At 73.6% G+C, this 12,579-nt stretch carries 12 protein-coding genes, 7 tRNA genes and 2 pseudogenes; 12 read left to right on the top strand and 9 right to left on the bottom strand.

The features are described from left to right. Together SSBG_RS25350 and SSBG_RS25355 are read left to right on the top strand one after the other, a co-directional pair. Window positions 1–742, top strand: a 742-nt coding sequence (locus tag SSBG_RS25350) for a phosphotransferase family protein (RefSeq protein ID WP_234010643.1), incomplete at its 5' end; no start/stop codon positions are given. Between the two features lie 83 nt (window positions 743–825). Further along, complete coding sequence (locus SSBG_RS25355) at window positions 826–1,095, top strand: zf-TFIIB domain-containing protein (protein WP_078491412.1); 270 nt, start codon at window positions 826–828, stop codon at window positions 1,093–1,095. 108 nt (window positions 1,096–1,203) lie between these two features. Here the strand turns inward: SSBG_RS25355 and SSBG_RS25360 are convergent. From SSBG_RS25360 to SSBG_RS25380, 5 genes are all read right to left on the bottom strand, one after another. After that, window positions 1,204–1,275, bottom strand: a tRNA-Val gene (locus SSBG_RS25360). Between the two features lie 45 nt (window positions 1,276–1,320). Beyond that, window positions 1,321–1,392, bottom strand: a tRNA-Val gene (locus SSBG_RS25365). Window positions 1,393–1,427: 35 nt separating this feature from the next. Beyond that, window positions 1,428–1,499: transfer RNA gene (locus SSBG_RS25370), tRNA-Val, on the bottom strand. A gap of 1 nt (window position 1,500) precedes the next feature. Then, window positions 1,501–1,574 (bottom strand) — tRNA-Cys (locus tag SSBG_RS25375). 35 nt (window positions 1,575–1,609) lie between these two features. After that, window positions 1,610–1,682, bottom strand: a tRNA-Gly gene (locus SSBG_RS25380). Window positions 1,683–1,862: 180 nt separating this feature from the next. On the opposite strand from SSBG_RS25380, the pseudogene SSBG_RS25385 reads away from it, so the two are divergent. The 3 genes and pseudogenes from SSBG_RS25385 to SSBG_RS25395 all read left to right on the top strand — a co-directional run bounded on the left by SSBG_RS25385 (window position 1,863) and on the right by SSBG_RS25395 (window position 4,678). After that, window positions 1,863–2,983: pseudogene (locus tag SSBG_RS25385) on the top strand (chorismate-binding protein). Further along, complete coding sequence (locus SSBG_RS25390) at window positions 2,980–3,813, top strand: aminotransferase class IV (RefSeq protein WP_008748918.1); 834 nt, start codon at window positions 2,980–2,982, stop codon at window positions 3,811–3,813. The pseudogene SSBG_RS25385 and the gene SSBG_RS25390 overlap by 4 nt, the downstream one beginning before the upstream one ends. Before the next feature lie 43 nt (window positions 3,814–3,856). After that, on the top strand, window positions 3,857–4,678 hold the full coding sequence (locus SSBG_RS25395) for a GNAT family N-acetyltransferase (protein WP_037870609.1): 822 nt from the start codon (window positions 3,857–3,859) through the stop codon (window positions 4,676–4,678). Between the two features lie 27 nt (window positions 4,679–4,705). On the opposite strand, the gene SSBG_RS25400 is transcribed toward SSBG_RS25395, so the two are convergent. After that, entirely contained in the window at window positions 4,706–5,227 is a 522-nt protein-coding gene (locus tag SSBG_RS25400; protein WP_037870610.1) for a DsbA family protein, read from the bottom strand. A 241-nt stretch (window positions 5,228–5,468) separates the two neighbouring features. On the opposite strand from SSBG_RS25400, the gene SSBG_RS25405 reads away from it, so the two are divergent. Further along, window positions 5,469–5,933 (top strand): hypothetical protein, encoded by a 465-nt coding sequence (locus tag SSBG_RS25405; RefSeq protein ID WP_008748921.1) that lies wholly within the window; start codon window positions 5,469–5,471, stop codon window positions 5,931–5,933. Between the two features lie 314 nt (window positions 5,934–6,247). Then, window positions 6,248–6,466: a hypothetical protein gene (locus SSBG_RS25410; RefSeq protein WP_420790344.1), complete on the top strand. Its 219-nt coding sequence runs from the start codon at window positions 6,248–6,250 to the stop codon at window positions 6,464–6,466. 57 nt (window positions 6,467–6,523) lie between these two features. Here SSBG_RS25410 and SSBG_RS25415 read toward each other — a convergent pair whose 3' ends face one another. Next, window positions 6,524–7,084: a CGNR zinc finger domain-containing protein gene (locus SSBG_RS25415; RefSeq protein ID WP_008748923.1), complete on the bottom strand. Its 561-nt coding sequence runs from the start codon at window positions 7,082–7,084 to the stop codon at window positions 6,524–6,526. A 242-nt stretch (window positions 7,085–7,326) separates the two neighbouring features. Continuing rightward, window positions 7,327–7,740 carry an SsgA family sporulation/cell division regulator gene (locus SSBG_RS25420; RefSeq protein ID WP_003959770.1) on the bottom strand — a complete coding sequence of 138 codons (414 nt, stop codon included), beginning with the start codon at window positions 7,738–7,740 and terminating at the stop codon, window positions 7,327–7,329. A 227-nt stretch (window positions 7,741–7,967) separates the two neighbouring features. On the opposite strand from SSBG_RS25420, the gene SSBG_RS25425 reads away from it, so the two are divergent. The 4 genes and pseudogenes from SSBG_RS25425 to SSBG_RS25440 all read left to right on the top strand — a co-directional run bounded on the left by SSBG_RS25425 (window position 7,968) and on the right by SSBG_RS25440 (window position 9,330). Continuing rightward, entirely contained in the window at window positions 7,968–8,465 is a 498-nt protein-coding gene (locus SSBG_RS25425) for a TIGR02611 family protein (RefSeq protein ID WP_008748924.1), read from the top strand. A gap of 73 nt (window positions 8,466–8,538) precedes the next feature. Beyond that, window positions 8,539–8,610, top strand: a tRNA-Val gene (locus SSBG_RS25430). A gap of 108 nt (window positions 8,611–8,718) precedes the next feature. Next, window positions 8,719–9,220 (top strand): annotated as a pseudogene (locus tag SSBG_RS25435) (SRPBCC family protein). Window positions 9,221–9,258: 38 nt separating this feature from the next. Next, window positions 9,259–9,330 (top strand) — tRNA-Val (locus tag SSBG_RS25440). A gap of 126 nt (window positions 9,331–9,456) precedes the next feature. Here SSBG_RS25440 and SSBG_RS25445 read toward each other — a convergent pair. Then, entirely contained in the window at window positions 9,457–10,176 is a 720-nt protein-coding gene (locus SSBG_RS25445; RefSeq protein WP_037870615.1) for a DNA polymerase III subunit epsilon, read from the bottom strand. Between the two features lie 320 nt (window positions 10,177–10,496). On the opposite strand from SSBG_RS25445, the gene thrS reads away from it, so the two are divergent. Beyond that, the gene (gene thrS, locus SSBG_RS25450; RefSeq protein ID WP_008748927.1) at window positions 10,497–12,473 is read left to right on the top strand and encodes a threonine--tRNA ligase; all 1,977 of its coding nucleotides are present in this window, start codon (window positions 10,497–10,499) and stop codon (window positions 12,471–12,473) included. The last annotated feature ends 106 nt before the right edge of the window (window positions 12,474–12,579 follow it).

Here is a 12,579-nt window from a genome sequence, read left to right on the forward strand (position 1 = left end):
CGCCGCGCACCCGGCGCTCGCCGGAACCCTGCTGCCCCCGCTCGGCCCCCTCGCCGACGGCACGCGCCTGGTCAGCTGCTGGCCGCACGGCGTGCCCGTGGACCCGCACGCCCCCCAACTGGCCCCCTGGGAGGAGGCGGCCGTCCTCCTGGCCCGTCTGCACACCGTCGACCCGGGCGCGCTGCCCGGCCCGCTGCCCCCGATGCGCGGCCCGGTGAAGGCGGCCCGTGCCGTCGCGCGGATGCGCCGGGCGGCACCCGCGCGGGGCGGCGACCTCGTGCTGCGCGCCTGGGCGACGCTGCCCGCCTGGGCCCGGGGCGAGGAGCCGGGCCCGGCCCGCGCCCTGTGCCACGGCGACCTTCACCTCGGCCAGCTCGTACGCCATCCCGCCCCGCACGGCCCCTGGCGGCTCATCGACATCGACGACCTCGGACTCGGCGACCCCGCCTGGGACCTCGCGCGGCCCGCCGCCTGGCACGGCTGCGGGCTGCTCTCGGCCGCCGACTGGTCCACCTTCCTCGGCGCCTACCGGGCGGCCGGCGGCACCGCCGTGCCCGCCGGGGGCGACCCGTGGACCCGGCTCGACGTCCCGGCCCGCGCGCTCACCGTGCAGACCGCCGCGCTCGCGCTCGCCAAGGCGGCCGAGGCGGGACGTGCGCTGGACGAGGCGGAGGGCGCGGTCCTCGACGCCTGCGCCCGGATCGCCACGCTGCCGCCCGCCGGGGGCGCGGGGAACTCCTGACCCCGCCCGCGCGTCCTGACAGGAGGAACGAGGACGGCCCGGTCCCCGGAAGCCGTCGCCCCGGGCGAGGAGTTGGAGCCAGGATGCATTGTCCCAAGTGCGGTGCCCCCATGCACACGTACAACCGCAGCGGAGTCCAGATCGAGCAGTGCAGCGGCTGCCGCGGGATATTCCTGGACTACGGCGAGCTGGAGTCGCTGACCCGCATGGAGTCGCAGTGGTCGCAGCCGGCCCTGCCGCCCCAGCCGTACCCCCAGGCCCCCGCCGCGCCCTGGGGCGCCCCGCAGCACGGCGGCCACCACGGTCATCACGGCGGCCGCCGTGGCTTCGGACGGATGCTCTTCTCGTCCTGAGCCCTGAGCCCTGAGCCCCGAGCCCTGAGCTCTGGGCCCCGAGTTCTGGGCTCAGAGCCCCGGGCACGAAGAAGCCCCCGGCCGCAAGGGCCGGGGGCTTCGAGGGTGTGGACGATACTGGGATTGAACCAGTGACCTCTTCCGTGTCAGGGAAGCGCTCTCCCGCTGAGCTAATCGTCCTCGGGACCACCGCGCGACCCGGAGGCCGCGAGAGGTGAACTCACGTGCGCGATACTGGGATTGAACCAGTGACCTCTTCCGTGTCAGGGAAGCGCTCTCCCGCTGAGCTAATCGCGCGGGATGAGAACCAGGACCCGGGGGTCCTGTCTCGGTGGACGATACTGGGATTGAACCAGTGACCTCTTCCGTGTCAGGGAAGCGCTCTCCCGCTGAGCTAATCGTCCTTGGAGGTGGAGACGGGATTTGAACCCGTGTAGACGGCTTTGCAGGCCGTTGCCTCGCCTCTCGGCCACTCCACCCCGTAATGAAGGACTCGGGAAGTCCTCCATCATCGAGCGGACGACCAGGTTCGAACTGGCGACCTCAACCTTGGCAAGGTTGCGCTCTACCAACTGAGCTACGTCCGCTTGTCGGTGTCCGGGACGTTTGGCGCGTCCCGGCGACGAGTGGAACTCTAGCGGATTCCCGGGCCAGCACAAAAACGCGTTTGCGCAGCGTGCACGTGCGCGGCCACGCGGAGCGAGCGGACGGCCACGGCGCACGCCCCGCGCGGAGCCCGCTCCCCGCCGCCCGCCTACACTCCCCGCGTGCATCCCCCGCCTCCTCTCGCCCGCTTCGGTGACCTCCTCGCCACCGGTCTGCGGGACGTGACGAGCGACCCGGCCGCGCTCGACAGCTCGGGTTTCTGGGCCGTCACCGCCGGTTTCGAGGGCTCCCTCGTCTGCGCCCGCTTCGACCACGTACGCCGCGCCCCCGCCCCCGCCGTCCGCCCGGGCGCCTGGCGCGGCCCGCGCCCCGGCGCCTGGACCTCCTCGCTCGACCACGCCGCCTACACCGCGGGCGTACGGGAGATACGCGCCCGCATCGCGCGCGGCGAGGTCTACCAGGCCAACCTCTGCCGCGTCCTGAGCGCCCCGCTGCCCGATCCGGAGGCCGCCGACCCCGACGCGCTCGGCGTGCTCCTCGCCCGCGGCAACCCCGCCCCGTACGCCGCCGTGATCCGGCTGCCCGGGCACGGCGTCGAGGTCGCGAGCGCGTCACCGGAGCTCTTCCTGCGCCGCACGGGCCGCACCGTCGAGTCCGGCCCCATCAAGGGCACCGGGCGCACCCCGGACGACCTTCTGGAAGAAGGACCCCACCCGAGAACGTCATGATCGTGGACCTCGTCCGCAACGACCTCGGCCGCGCCTGCGCGACGGGGACCGTCACCGTCCCCCGACTGTGCGCCGTGGAGCGGCACCCGGGGCTCGTCCACCTCGTCTCGACCGTACGGGGCGAGCTCGCGCCCGGCACGGGCTGGCCCGGGCTGCTCGCGGCGAGCTTCCCGCCCGGCTCGGTCACCGGGGCGCCCAAGGCGAGCGCCCTGCGCCTGATCGCCGCGCTGGAGACGGCGCCGCGCGGCCCGTACTGCGGCGGCATCGGCTGGGTCGACGCCGATCGCGGCACGGGGCGGCTCGCCGTGGGTATCCGCACCTTCTGGATCGACCGCGCGGAGCCCGCGGGGCCCGCCGTGCGCTTCGGCACCGGGGCCGGGATCACCTGGGGCTCCGATCCGGAGCGCGAGTGGCGCGAGACCGAGCTCAAGGCGGGCCGCCTGCTCGCGATAGCGTCGGCCCCGGACGACGCGCCCGCGGCGGGCGCGGCACGCTCCGTACCCGGCAGAGCGGGCCCCGCGGAACCCGCCGAGAGCGAAGGAAGCCCCCGATGACAGTGCGCACCGTCTGGATCAACGGCGGACTGCGGAACCCCGAGGACGCGCGGGTCTCCGCCTTCGACCACGGGATCACCGTGGGGGACGGCGTGTTCGAGACCGTCAAGGCCGTCGACGGAGCCCCCTTCGCGCTCGGGCGTCACCTCGACCGGCTCGCCCGTTCCGCCGCCGGGCTCGGTCTTCCCGCGCCCGACCTGGACGAGGTGCGGCGCGCGTGCGCCGCCGTGCTCGCCGCCGAGCCCGTCGCGCTCGGGCGGCTGCGCATCACGTACACCGGCGGTGTCTCGCCGCTCGGCTCGGACCGCGGCACCGAGCCGCCGACCCTCATCGTCGCCGTCGGCGCCATCGCGCCCAGGCCCGACGTCACCGCCGCCGTCACGGTGCCGTGGGTGCGCAACGAGCGCGGCGCGCTGAGCGGTCTCAAGACCACCTCGTACGGCGAGAACGTCCTCGCCCTCGCCCGCGCGCACGCGAGCGACGCGTCCGAGGCACTGTTCGCCAACACCCTCGGACAGCTCTGCGAGGGCACGGGCTCCAACGTCTTCGTCGTGCTCGACGGGACGCTGTGCACCCCGCCGCTCGCCTCCGGCTGCCTCGCGGGCATCACCCGAGCCCTCGTCGCCGAGTGGACGGGGGCGGAGGAGCGGGACCTGCCCCTCGACGTTCTGGAGCGGGCCGACGAGATCTTCCTGACCTCCACGACGCGTGACGTCCAGGCCGTGGGCCGCGTGGACGACCGCGTCCTCGGACAGGCCCCCGGGCCCGTCACGGCCAAGGCGATGCGCGTCTTCGCCGAGCGCGCGGCCGGTGACACCGACCCCGCCTGAGCACCCTGGCCGGGCGGCGGGGCCCCGGGGTACAAAGGCCGTGATGACCACGACCCTGCGGCCGACCGAGCCGCTTCAGCACGATCCCGACGGGGCCTGTCACCGCGCGTACGAGATCCGTGTCAACAGCCGTCCCGTGGGCGGGCTCGTCCTCAGCGCGCACACCGAGTACGGGCTGGGCTCCATAGTCGGCCTGCGCGTCGCCGAACCCGACCGGGGCAGGGGACGCGCGGCCGTCGCGGTCCTGGCCGCCGAGGAGGTCCTGCGCGGCTGGGGCTGCCGCCGTTCCGAGGGCGTCGTGCCCTCCGGTTCCGAGGCCGGACTGCGGCTCGCCGCCTCACTCGGGTACACGGAGGACGCCCGGCTGCTGCGCAAGGCGCTCCGGGGGCGGGCGCCGGGCCTGCCCGCCGGCTCCCGCGCGCGGCCGATGACCGGGACGGAGTTCGCCGCCTGGCGGGAGCGCGAACACCTCTCGTACGCCGGGGTGCTGCGCGAGTACCGGGGCCTGAGCGCGGAGCAGGCCGGGGACCTGGCGGCCCGGGACCTCGCCACCTGCTTCCCCGAGGGCTCGCCCGGCCGCGGCCAGCGGTTGTGGGTCCTGGAGCACGAGGGCGTCGCGGTCGGCACCCTGTGGGTCACCGACCGCGAGACGGACGTCTACGTCATGAACGTCGAGGTCTCCGAGGAGCACCGCGGGCGGGGCCACGGACGCTCCCTGCTGCTCTGGACCGAGTCCGACGGGCTCGCGGAGGGCCACCGCGCGGCCGAACTCAACGTCCACACGCGGAACACCCCGGCGCTGCGGCTCTACGAGTCGCTCGGCTACCGGCCGTTCCAGCACCACTTCGTCAAGACGCTCACCTGAGGGGGCGCAGGGTCCGGGCGGAGGCGGTCAGCGCGCGAGCAGGCCGTCCGCGATCTCCTCGATCCGCGCCCGCAGCCCCTCCTGCGACGTGCTGCCGTCGAGGAGCGTCCCGCCGATCTCGTACGTGGGCGTGCCCTTGACACCGAGGGCCTTGCCCTCGGCCTGATCGGCGTCCACGGTGAGGATGTGCCGCCCGTCGATCAGTGCCGTGTCGAACTCCTCGGAGTCCAGACCGAGTTCAGCGGCGGTCCGGACGAGCAACGGTTCGCCCGAAGCGGCGAGGTCCTCGACCCGGCGCAGCACGGCGGCGACGAAGGGCCACCCCTGGCCCTGGGCGAACGCCTCCTCGGCGGCCTGGGCCGCCGCGAAGGCGTGCCGGTGCTTCTCCAGCGGGAAGTGGCGGAGCCGGATCTCCAGGCGGTCGCCGTACCGCGCGCGCAGGGCGTCCAGGTCGTCCAGGGCGGAGCGGCAGTCGGGGCACTGGAGCTCGCACCAGACGTCGAGAAGGACGGGGGAGGGGACGGGCGGGGGCGGCGTGGGTTCGTTCATCCGGCCAGTTTCCCATTGGCGGCTGCCGCCCCGCTCCGGGCGGGGTTCCCGGGCGCGACCCTGAGGAAACCCTGATCCTTTCCGGCGGAGAACCCCGAGAAGTCCCCCATTCCGGCCCGGAGGGGGGCTGTCCCCATGTCGTCGGCCGCCGCGACGGTGCACGATGGAGGGGAGAGGGAACCGGCGGGCGCGCGGGCGCGGCGCCGGGCAATGCCGTACGGAGATGCCTGGAGGGGCCCGGATGCTCGCCGAGACGATCTGTTCCGCCGTATCGGTGGCCGGCCTGGGGATCGCCGCCGTCACCGCCTACCGCAAACGCTTCCTGAGCGCGGCGCGCGTCGCCGCGTACGCGCTCGTGCCCATCGGGCTGGTCATGACCGGCATCGTGAAGTGGCTCGCGCACACCGCGTTCAGCCCCACCGCCTGGGCCGGTTTCGTCGTGCTCGGCGCGGCGTGGCTGCTCTTCCTCGCGACGCGCTCGGTCGAGCGGCGCAAGTACGGCAGCCGCAAGGAGCGCCGCGCCGCCGCCCGCGCCGCCCGCGAGAACGAGGCGACCGCCCCGGCGGCCTCGGGGCCCGCCCTTCCCGGCGCCCCCGCCCGCCCGGCCCCGGACGGTGCGGGCCGGAACACGGGCTCCTCGCGCGGTGCCAAGCCCGACGAAGATTTCAGCGACATCGAGGCGATCCTCAAGAAGCACGGCATCTGAGCGGACGCGCTCGCGTTCGCCCCCTCCGGCGCGCTCCAGGACCCGGAAGCGCCCGTTCGAATCGTTCGGGGAACGCGCCAGCTCGGAGCATCCCGTCACGCTGCGTCAATAGAACTCGTACGCGTGAAACGGTGAATTCCCTCGCGTGAAGGGGTATTTCGGGCCCGGGGCGAACGCGGATGGGCCATGATCGCAGCGTCATGCCCGAGACCTCCCTGGACGAGGGGCAGGCGGCAGCGGTCCCCGTTCCGCCCCTGCCCGTCCCGTCGCACCGCGCAGAGTGCCCCGGCCTCGCCGTCCCCCTTCCCCGCTCCATGACCGAGACGCCCGCCCCCGCCGGGCCGGCGAGCGCGCCGCCCCCGCCGGCCCCGGACAGGGGCCCCGAGACCGCCGCGCCGGAGCCGCCGCACACCCTCACCGGCAAAGAGACCGGCTGTCTCTTCGCCCTCTCCCAGCCCCCTTTGATGATCTTCCTGACGGTGGTGGGCCTGCTTCTCCTCATGGGCGCGGTCCACGACCTCTACCTGGGCTGAGAGGGCGCCCGGCGGGAACGGCCGCCGCGCGGCTCCGTGAGGCTTCGGGGCCCGCGTTCAGCCCGTGGTCGCTTCCTTGCGGCGGGCGCGGTAGGCGGCGACGTGGAGGCGGTTTCCGCAGGTGCGGCTGTCGCAGTAGCGGCGGGAGCGGTTGCGGGAGAGGTCCACGAAGGCGCGGCCGCAGTCCGGGGCCCCGCAGCGGCGCAGGCGCTCGCGCTCGTCCGCGACGACGAAGAAGGCGAGGGCCATGCCGCAGTCGGCGGCGAGGTGGTCGGCGAGCGAGGCACCGGGCGCGAAGTAGTGCACGTGCCAGTCGTAGCCGTCGTGGTCGGTGAGCCGGGGCGTGGTCCCCGCCGTCGCCACCAGGTCGTTGATGATGCGCACCGCCGTGGCGCCGTCCGGCGCGGCGAAGACCTCCGCGAAGCGGGCCCGTACGTGGTGGAGCGCCTGGAGGTCCGAGGTGTCGAGCACCCCGGTGTCGCTGAGGCGGTGGGCGCGGACGAACTCCTCCAGCTCGGCCACCGAGGCGAGGGTCTCCGCCCGTCCCTCGGCCGGGGCGCTGTTGACCAGGTCGACCACCGCCTCCAGCGCGCACCGCGTGTCGTGGGTGATCTGCACGGTGGGCCCCCTGCCCCGGGGCGGGCCCCCTGCCCGCCGGTGACGGCCGATGCTAGCCCGGGGGCGGCCCGGACACGACAGGGCCGCCGTCCCGGTCGTACCGGAACGGCGGCCGTGCCGTACTCCTCCCACGGTGGGCCGTGGGCGGGGCGGGACCCGTACCGCCGCCCCGAGTCGGGCGGTGCGGGTCGTCGGGGGTGCTCCTGACGTTCGGCTTCCGGCGGCAGCCGCTCCCGGTGGGTTCAGCTCTCGGCCAGGATGTGCGAGAGCTCCGTGTCCAGGTCGAAGTGGCGGTGCTCCGTGCCGGGCGGCACGGCGGCGTCGGTCCGCTTGAGGAAGGATTCCAGGGCCCGCGCGGGGGCCTCCAGCAGCGCCTCGCCCTCCGGCGAGCTGAGCGCGATGCAGACGACGCCCTGGCCGTGGCTGCGGGAGGGCCAGACGCGGACATCGCCGGTACCCGTGGGCCGGTGCAGGCCCTCGGCGAGGAGATCGCGGGCGAAGACCCACTCGACGGTCTCCTCCGCTCCGGTGTGGAAGGTGGCGTGCACGGCGTAGGGATCGGCCGTGTCATACCGCAGCCCTGCCGGGACCGGCAGGGACGACTCGCTCGACACAACGAGGCGCAGGTGCAGCTCGCAGCTCACCGTGGTGTTCATAAGCGCCAGGGCCTTTCGCTCAGTGTGCGCTCGGGGATTCGCACGTCGGCGAAATCGACTTGCCTCCTACGGTGCCGTTGTAAACCCCTCTGGGCGGTTTCTTGTGCTTTGCGTCACTCGTACGGGTGAGTACTTTTTGTCGCGTTACCTCCGTTCCGGTGGTCGCGCCACTCGGGTAGAGTCCGGACCCACCGCGGGGGCGGCCCGGCGGTGGGGGAGACGGGTTCATGAGCGAGACGAGGAACGTGCCTGACGTGCGGGATCAGACGCCCGGACCGGAGGACCCGGCGGCGGGGACCTCCGGCGGCCCGGAGCCGGGACAGTCGCGCGGCGAGGGCGCCGGGGAACCCGCGAAGGGCCTCGGCTCCCGGGCTCCGCGCTTCGTCCGCGAGCGGCGCACGCTGCACTTGAGCTGGCAGGTCGGCGTCTTCGTCGTCGGGCTCGCGGTCGTCGCCGCCGGTGTCCTGATGCTCGTCCTGCCGGGGCCCGGCTGGGTGGTGATCTTCGGCGGCATGGCGATCTGGGCCACCGAGTTCGTCTGGGCCCAGCTCGTGCTGCGCTGGACGAAGCGGAAGGTCGCCGAGGCCGCGCACAAGGCCCTCGACCCCGAGGTCCGCCGCCGCAACATCATCCTCACCAGCGTCGGCCTGCTGGTCGTCGCGGCACTCGTGCTCGTGTACGTGATCCGCTTCGGCCTGGAACTGCCCTGGAACATCGAGGAGTGAGCACCCCGCGCCCCCGGGTGACGGACCCGGCCCCGGGCACCCCCTGACATGGGGTAATGTTCTCTCTGCGCCCGGGCGATTAGCTCAGTGGAAGAGCGCTTCGTTCACACCGAAGAGGTCACTGGTTCGAACCCAGTATCGCCCACCCCGGGACCGGCCCGGAGGCTCCAGAGCCTCCGGGCCGCTGTCGTGTCCGCGATTCCGCAACCACCGCCGCTCCGCCCGCGCCGCTCGCGCGGGGCAGACTGGTGCCATGCGCCCGTACCGCTACCGCTTCCACAGCCGCTGGCTGCTCCCCGCCGAGCCGCGCCGCGTCTACGCGGTCCTCGCGCGGCCGCAGGAGTACCCGCGCTGGTGGCCGCAGGTCCGCGCCGCGCGCGCCGCCCCGGACGGCCGCAGCGGCTCGGCGCGCGTGCGCTCCGTGCTCCCGTACGACCTGCGCGTCTCCATCCGCGAGCTGCCCGGCCCCTCGCGGGAACCGAGCCCCGGCGGCGTGGGGGTGCTGTGGGTGGCCGTCGACGGGGACATCCGCGGCGAGCTGGGGTGGCGGCTGAGGCCGTGGGGTGCCGGGACGCTCGCGGAGTTCGAGCAGCGGGTCGAGGTCGTGACACCCCCTGCTGCGGCTCCTGTCGCTGCCCGCCCGGCCCGTGCTGCGGCTCAACCACTGGCTCATGATGCGCGCCGGGGAACGCGCGCTGCGGAACCTGCTCGGCGAAGCGGACGACGGCCCGCGCGAACATCGCGAAACGGTTTGAACGAAGGGCGCCGGGCACGGTATGGTTCGTTGCGTCCCGGGCGATTAGCTCAGTGGAAGAGCGCTTCGTTCACACCGAAGAGGTCACTGGTTCGAACCCAGTATTGCCCACCGGGTAGGTCGGTCCGTCGAGTTGACGGACCGGCCGTTTTTTTGCCCCGGGGCCCACGAGCCCGGAACCGGCGCGCCTCCCGGCCGGGCGCCTCCCGCTCCCGGCCCCGCGCCGCCCGCCCCGGCCTACGCGGCGCCCGTCAGCGCGGGGCCCAGCGGCCAGGCCCCCTCCGCGGCCGTCGTCCGCGCGGCCGGGAGCCCGAACCACGGCGCGGCCGGGCCGCGGGTGCTCCAGGTGGCCTGGAGCGCGTGGAGTTCGGCCGCGTTGAGGCGCCCGAGACGGGCCGCGAAGCGACGGCCCAGCGCCCGCACGACCCGCAGCGCGGCCAGCGCCCGCGCCGCCGGGTCACGCGGATCGCCGCCCGGCACCCGGTAGACCGAGCACAGGTTCTCCAGCGCGCGCTCCCCCTTGCGGAAGCGGTCCAGCCGCGCGTCGAGCAGCCCCGGGTCCACGACCCGCAGCGGCTTCGGGCCGAGCCGGTCCGTGAGCGAGGTGGCCCGGTGACGGCGCAGCTCGCGGTCGAGCAGCGCGAGCGTCGCGGGGGCGTCGAGGACGACGAGGGGCCGGCCTGTGACCGCGTGCTCGTGCAGAGCCCCCGCCACCTCCTCCATCACGGGGGCCGGCCAGCGGCCGTTGCGGCGGATGTGGTCCTCGCTCAGCCCGAGCGCCGTCCGGGCGGGGCGCGGCACCGGGACGCCGGGGCAGACGAGCCAGCGCTCGAAGCGCGGCGGGGCGTCCGCGTGGTCCTGCACCACGACCGCCGCCGAGAGGACGCGGTCCTTCTCGGTGCGGGGGCCGGTGGCGGTCGCGGTGTAGGCGGCGAGTGGTTCCTCGTACCAGCTCATTCTTGTCAACCTCTCCTGGCGGATGGGTGATTGGCGCCCCTGTCGCCGACGGATGAATACCCTTTCCCCCGGGAGGTCAGTCGGGGGCGGACCGATGCGCGGGAGTGGCGGCCCCCCGGCGTGTGCGCCCCCCTCGCGGAGCCCCGTCCCGCGCCCCGTCCCGCGCCCCGCTCCCCGCTCGCCGGGGAGGCCGCGCGAGGGAGCGCCGGGAGGCTGGGCGAGGGAAAGCGCCGGAGTGGCTGGAACAGGGGACCCGGTAGCATGAGGGCCACGCGTGCCGCGTGCCGCGGCGCGTGTCCATTTCCAGTCAGGAGAGACCGGTGTCAGACGTCCGTGTGATCATCCAGCGCGATTCCGAGCGGGACGAGCGTGTGGTGACGACGGGGACGACGGCCGCCGACCTCTTCCCCGGTGAGCGCACCGTCGTCGCCGCCCGCGTGGACGGTGAGCTGCGCGACCTCGCGTACGTCCTGGGTGACGGCGAGCGCGTCGAGCCCGTCCAGATCTCCTCCGAGGACGGCCTCAACATCCTGCGGCACTCCACCGCGCACGTCATGGCGCAGGCCGTGCAGGAGATCTTCCCCGAGGCCAAGCTCGGCATCGGCCCGCCGGTCAAGGACGGTTTCTACTACGACTTCGACGTCGAGAAGCCCTTCACCCCGGAGGACCTCAAGGCCGTCGAGAAGAAGATGCAGGAGATCCAGAAGCGCGGCCAGCGCTTCGCGCGCCGGGTGGTGAGCGAGGACGAGGCCCGCGAGGAACTGGCGGCCGAGCCGTACAAGCTGGAGCTGATCGGCCTCAAGGGCGGCTCGGCGAGCGACGACGGCTCCGACGTCGAGGTCGGCGGCAACGAGCTGACGATCTACGACAACCTCGACGCGAAGACCGGCGAGCTGTGCTGGAAGGACCTCTGCCGGGGCCCGCACCTGCCCACGACGCGTCTCATCCCCGCGTTCAAGCTCATGCGCAACGCCGCCGCCTACTGGCGCGGCAGCGAGAAGAACCCGATGCTCCAGCGCATCTACGGGACCGCCTGGCCCTCCAAGGACGAGCTCAAGGCGCACCTCGACTTCCTCGCCGAGGCCGAGAAGCGCGACCACCGCAAGCTCGGCAACGAGCTGGACCTCTTCTCCTTCCCCGAGGAGGTCGGCCCCGGTCTCGCCGTCTTCCACCCCAAGGGCGGCATCATCCGCCGGGCGATGGAGGACTACTCGCGCCGCCGGCACGAGGAGGAGGGCTACGAGTTCGTCTACAGCCCGCACACCACCAAGGGCGCCCTCTTCCAGAAGAGCGGCCACCTCGACTGGTACGCGGACGGCATGTACCCGCCCATGCAGCTCGACGAGGGCGTGGACTACTACCTCAAGCCGATGAACTGCCCGATGCACAACCTGATCTTCGACGCGCGAGGACGCTCCTACCGCGAGCTGCCGCTGCGCCTCTTCGAGTTCGGGACCGTGTACCGGTACGAGAAGTCCGGCGTCGTGCACGGGCTGACCCGCTCGCGCGGCTTCACGCAGGACGACGCGCACATCTACTGCACCAAGGAGCAGATGGCGGAGGAGCTCGACAAGACGCTCACCTTCGTCCTCAACCTGCTCCGCGACTACGGCCTGGACGACTTCTACCTGGAGCTGTCCACCAAGGACGAGAAGAAGTTCGTCGGCTCCGACGAGGTGTGGGAGGAGGCCACCTCCACGCTCGCCGAGGTCGCGGAGAAGCAGGGCCTGCCGCTCGTGCCCGACCCGGGCGGGGCCGCCTTCTACGGCCCGAAGATCTCCGTGCAGGCGCGCGACGCCATCGGCCGTACCTGGCAGATGTCCACGATCCAGCTGGACTTCAACCTGCCCGAGCGCTTCGACCTCTCCTACACCGCCGCCGACGGCTCGCGGCAGCGGCCCGTCATGATCCACCGCGCGCTCTTCGGCTCCATCGAGCGCTTCTTCGCCGTGCTCCTGGAGCACTACGCGGGCGCCATGCCGCCGTGGCTGGCCCCCGTGCAGGCGGTCGGCATCCCGGTCGGCGACGCGCACGTCCCCTACCTCAAGGAGTTCGCCGCCGAGGCGCGCAAGCAGGGCCTGCGCGTGGACGTGGACGCCTCCTCGGACCGGATGCAGAAGAAGATCCGCAACCACCAGAAGCAGAAGACGCCGTTCATGATCATCGTCGGTGACGACGACATGAACGCGGGCACCGTCTCCTTCCGCCACCGCGACGGCTCGCAGGAGAACGGCATCCCGAAGGGCGAGGCGCTCGCCAAGCTCCGCGACGTGGTCGAGCGCCGCGTCCAGGTCTGAGCGGACGCGCGCACCGGGCGAGGGCCCGCGCGGGATCTCACTCCCGCGCGGGCCCTCGCCCGTCCTCGCCTTGCCCCTCCCGGCCCGCGGTTCCTCGCGCGGGGTC

The organism is Streptomyces sp. SPB074 (genome assembly GCF_000154905.1).
In the GTDB taxonomy this organism is placed as follows: domain Bacteria; phylum Actinomycetota; class Actinomycetes; order Streptomycetales; family Streptomycetaceae; genus Streptomyces.

What these genes read in the sequence shown, in the direction of transcription:
- SSBG_RS25355 (WP_078491412.1), top strand. Translation starts at nt 826, where the DNA reads ATGCATTGTCCCAAGTGCGGTGCCCCCATGCACACGTACAACCGCAGC.
- SSBG_RS25390 (WP_008748918.1), top strand. Translation starts at nt 2,980, where the DNA reads ATGACAGTGCGCACCGTCTGGATCAACGGCGGACTGCGGAACCCCGAG.
- SSBG_RS25395 (WP_037870609.1), top strand. Translation starts at nt 3,857, where the DNA reads ATGACCACGACCCTGCGGCCGACCGAGCCGCTTCAGCACGATCCCGAC.
- SSBG_RS25400 (WP_037870610.1), bottom strand. Translation starts at nt 5,227, where the DNA reads ATGAACGAACCCACGCCGCCCCCGCCCGTCCCCTCCCCCGTCCTTCTC.
- SSBG_RS25405 (WP_008748921.1), top strand. Translation starts at nt 5,469, where the DNA reads ATGCTCGCCGAGACGATCTGTTCCGCCGTATCGGTGGCCGGCCTGGGG.
- SSBG_RS25410 (WP_420790344.1), top strand. Translation starts at nt 6,248, where the DNA reads ATGACCGAGACGCCCGCCCCCGCCGGGCCGGCGAGCGCGCCGCCCCCG.
- SSBG_RS25420 (WP_003959770.1), bottom strand. Translation starts at nt 7,740, where the DNA reads ATGAACACCACGGTGAGCTGCGAGCTGCACCTGCGCCTCGTTGTGTCG.
- SSBG_RS25425 (WP_008748924.1), top strand. Translation starts at nt 7,968, where the DNA reads ATGAGCGAGACGAGGAACGTGCCTGACGTGCGGGATCAGACGCCCGGA.
- SSBG_RS25445 (WP_037870615.1), bottom strand. Translation starts at nt 10,176, where the DNA reads ATGAGCTGGTACGAGGAACCACTCGCCGCCTACACCGCGACCGCCACC.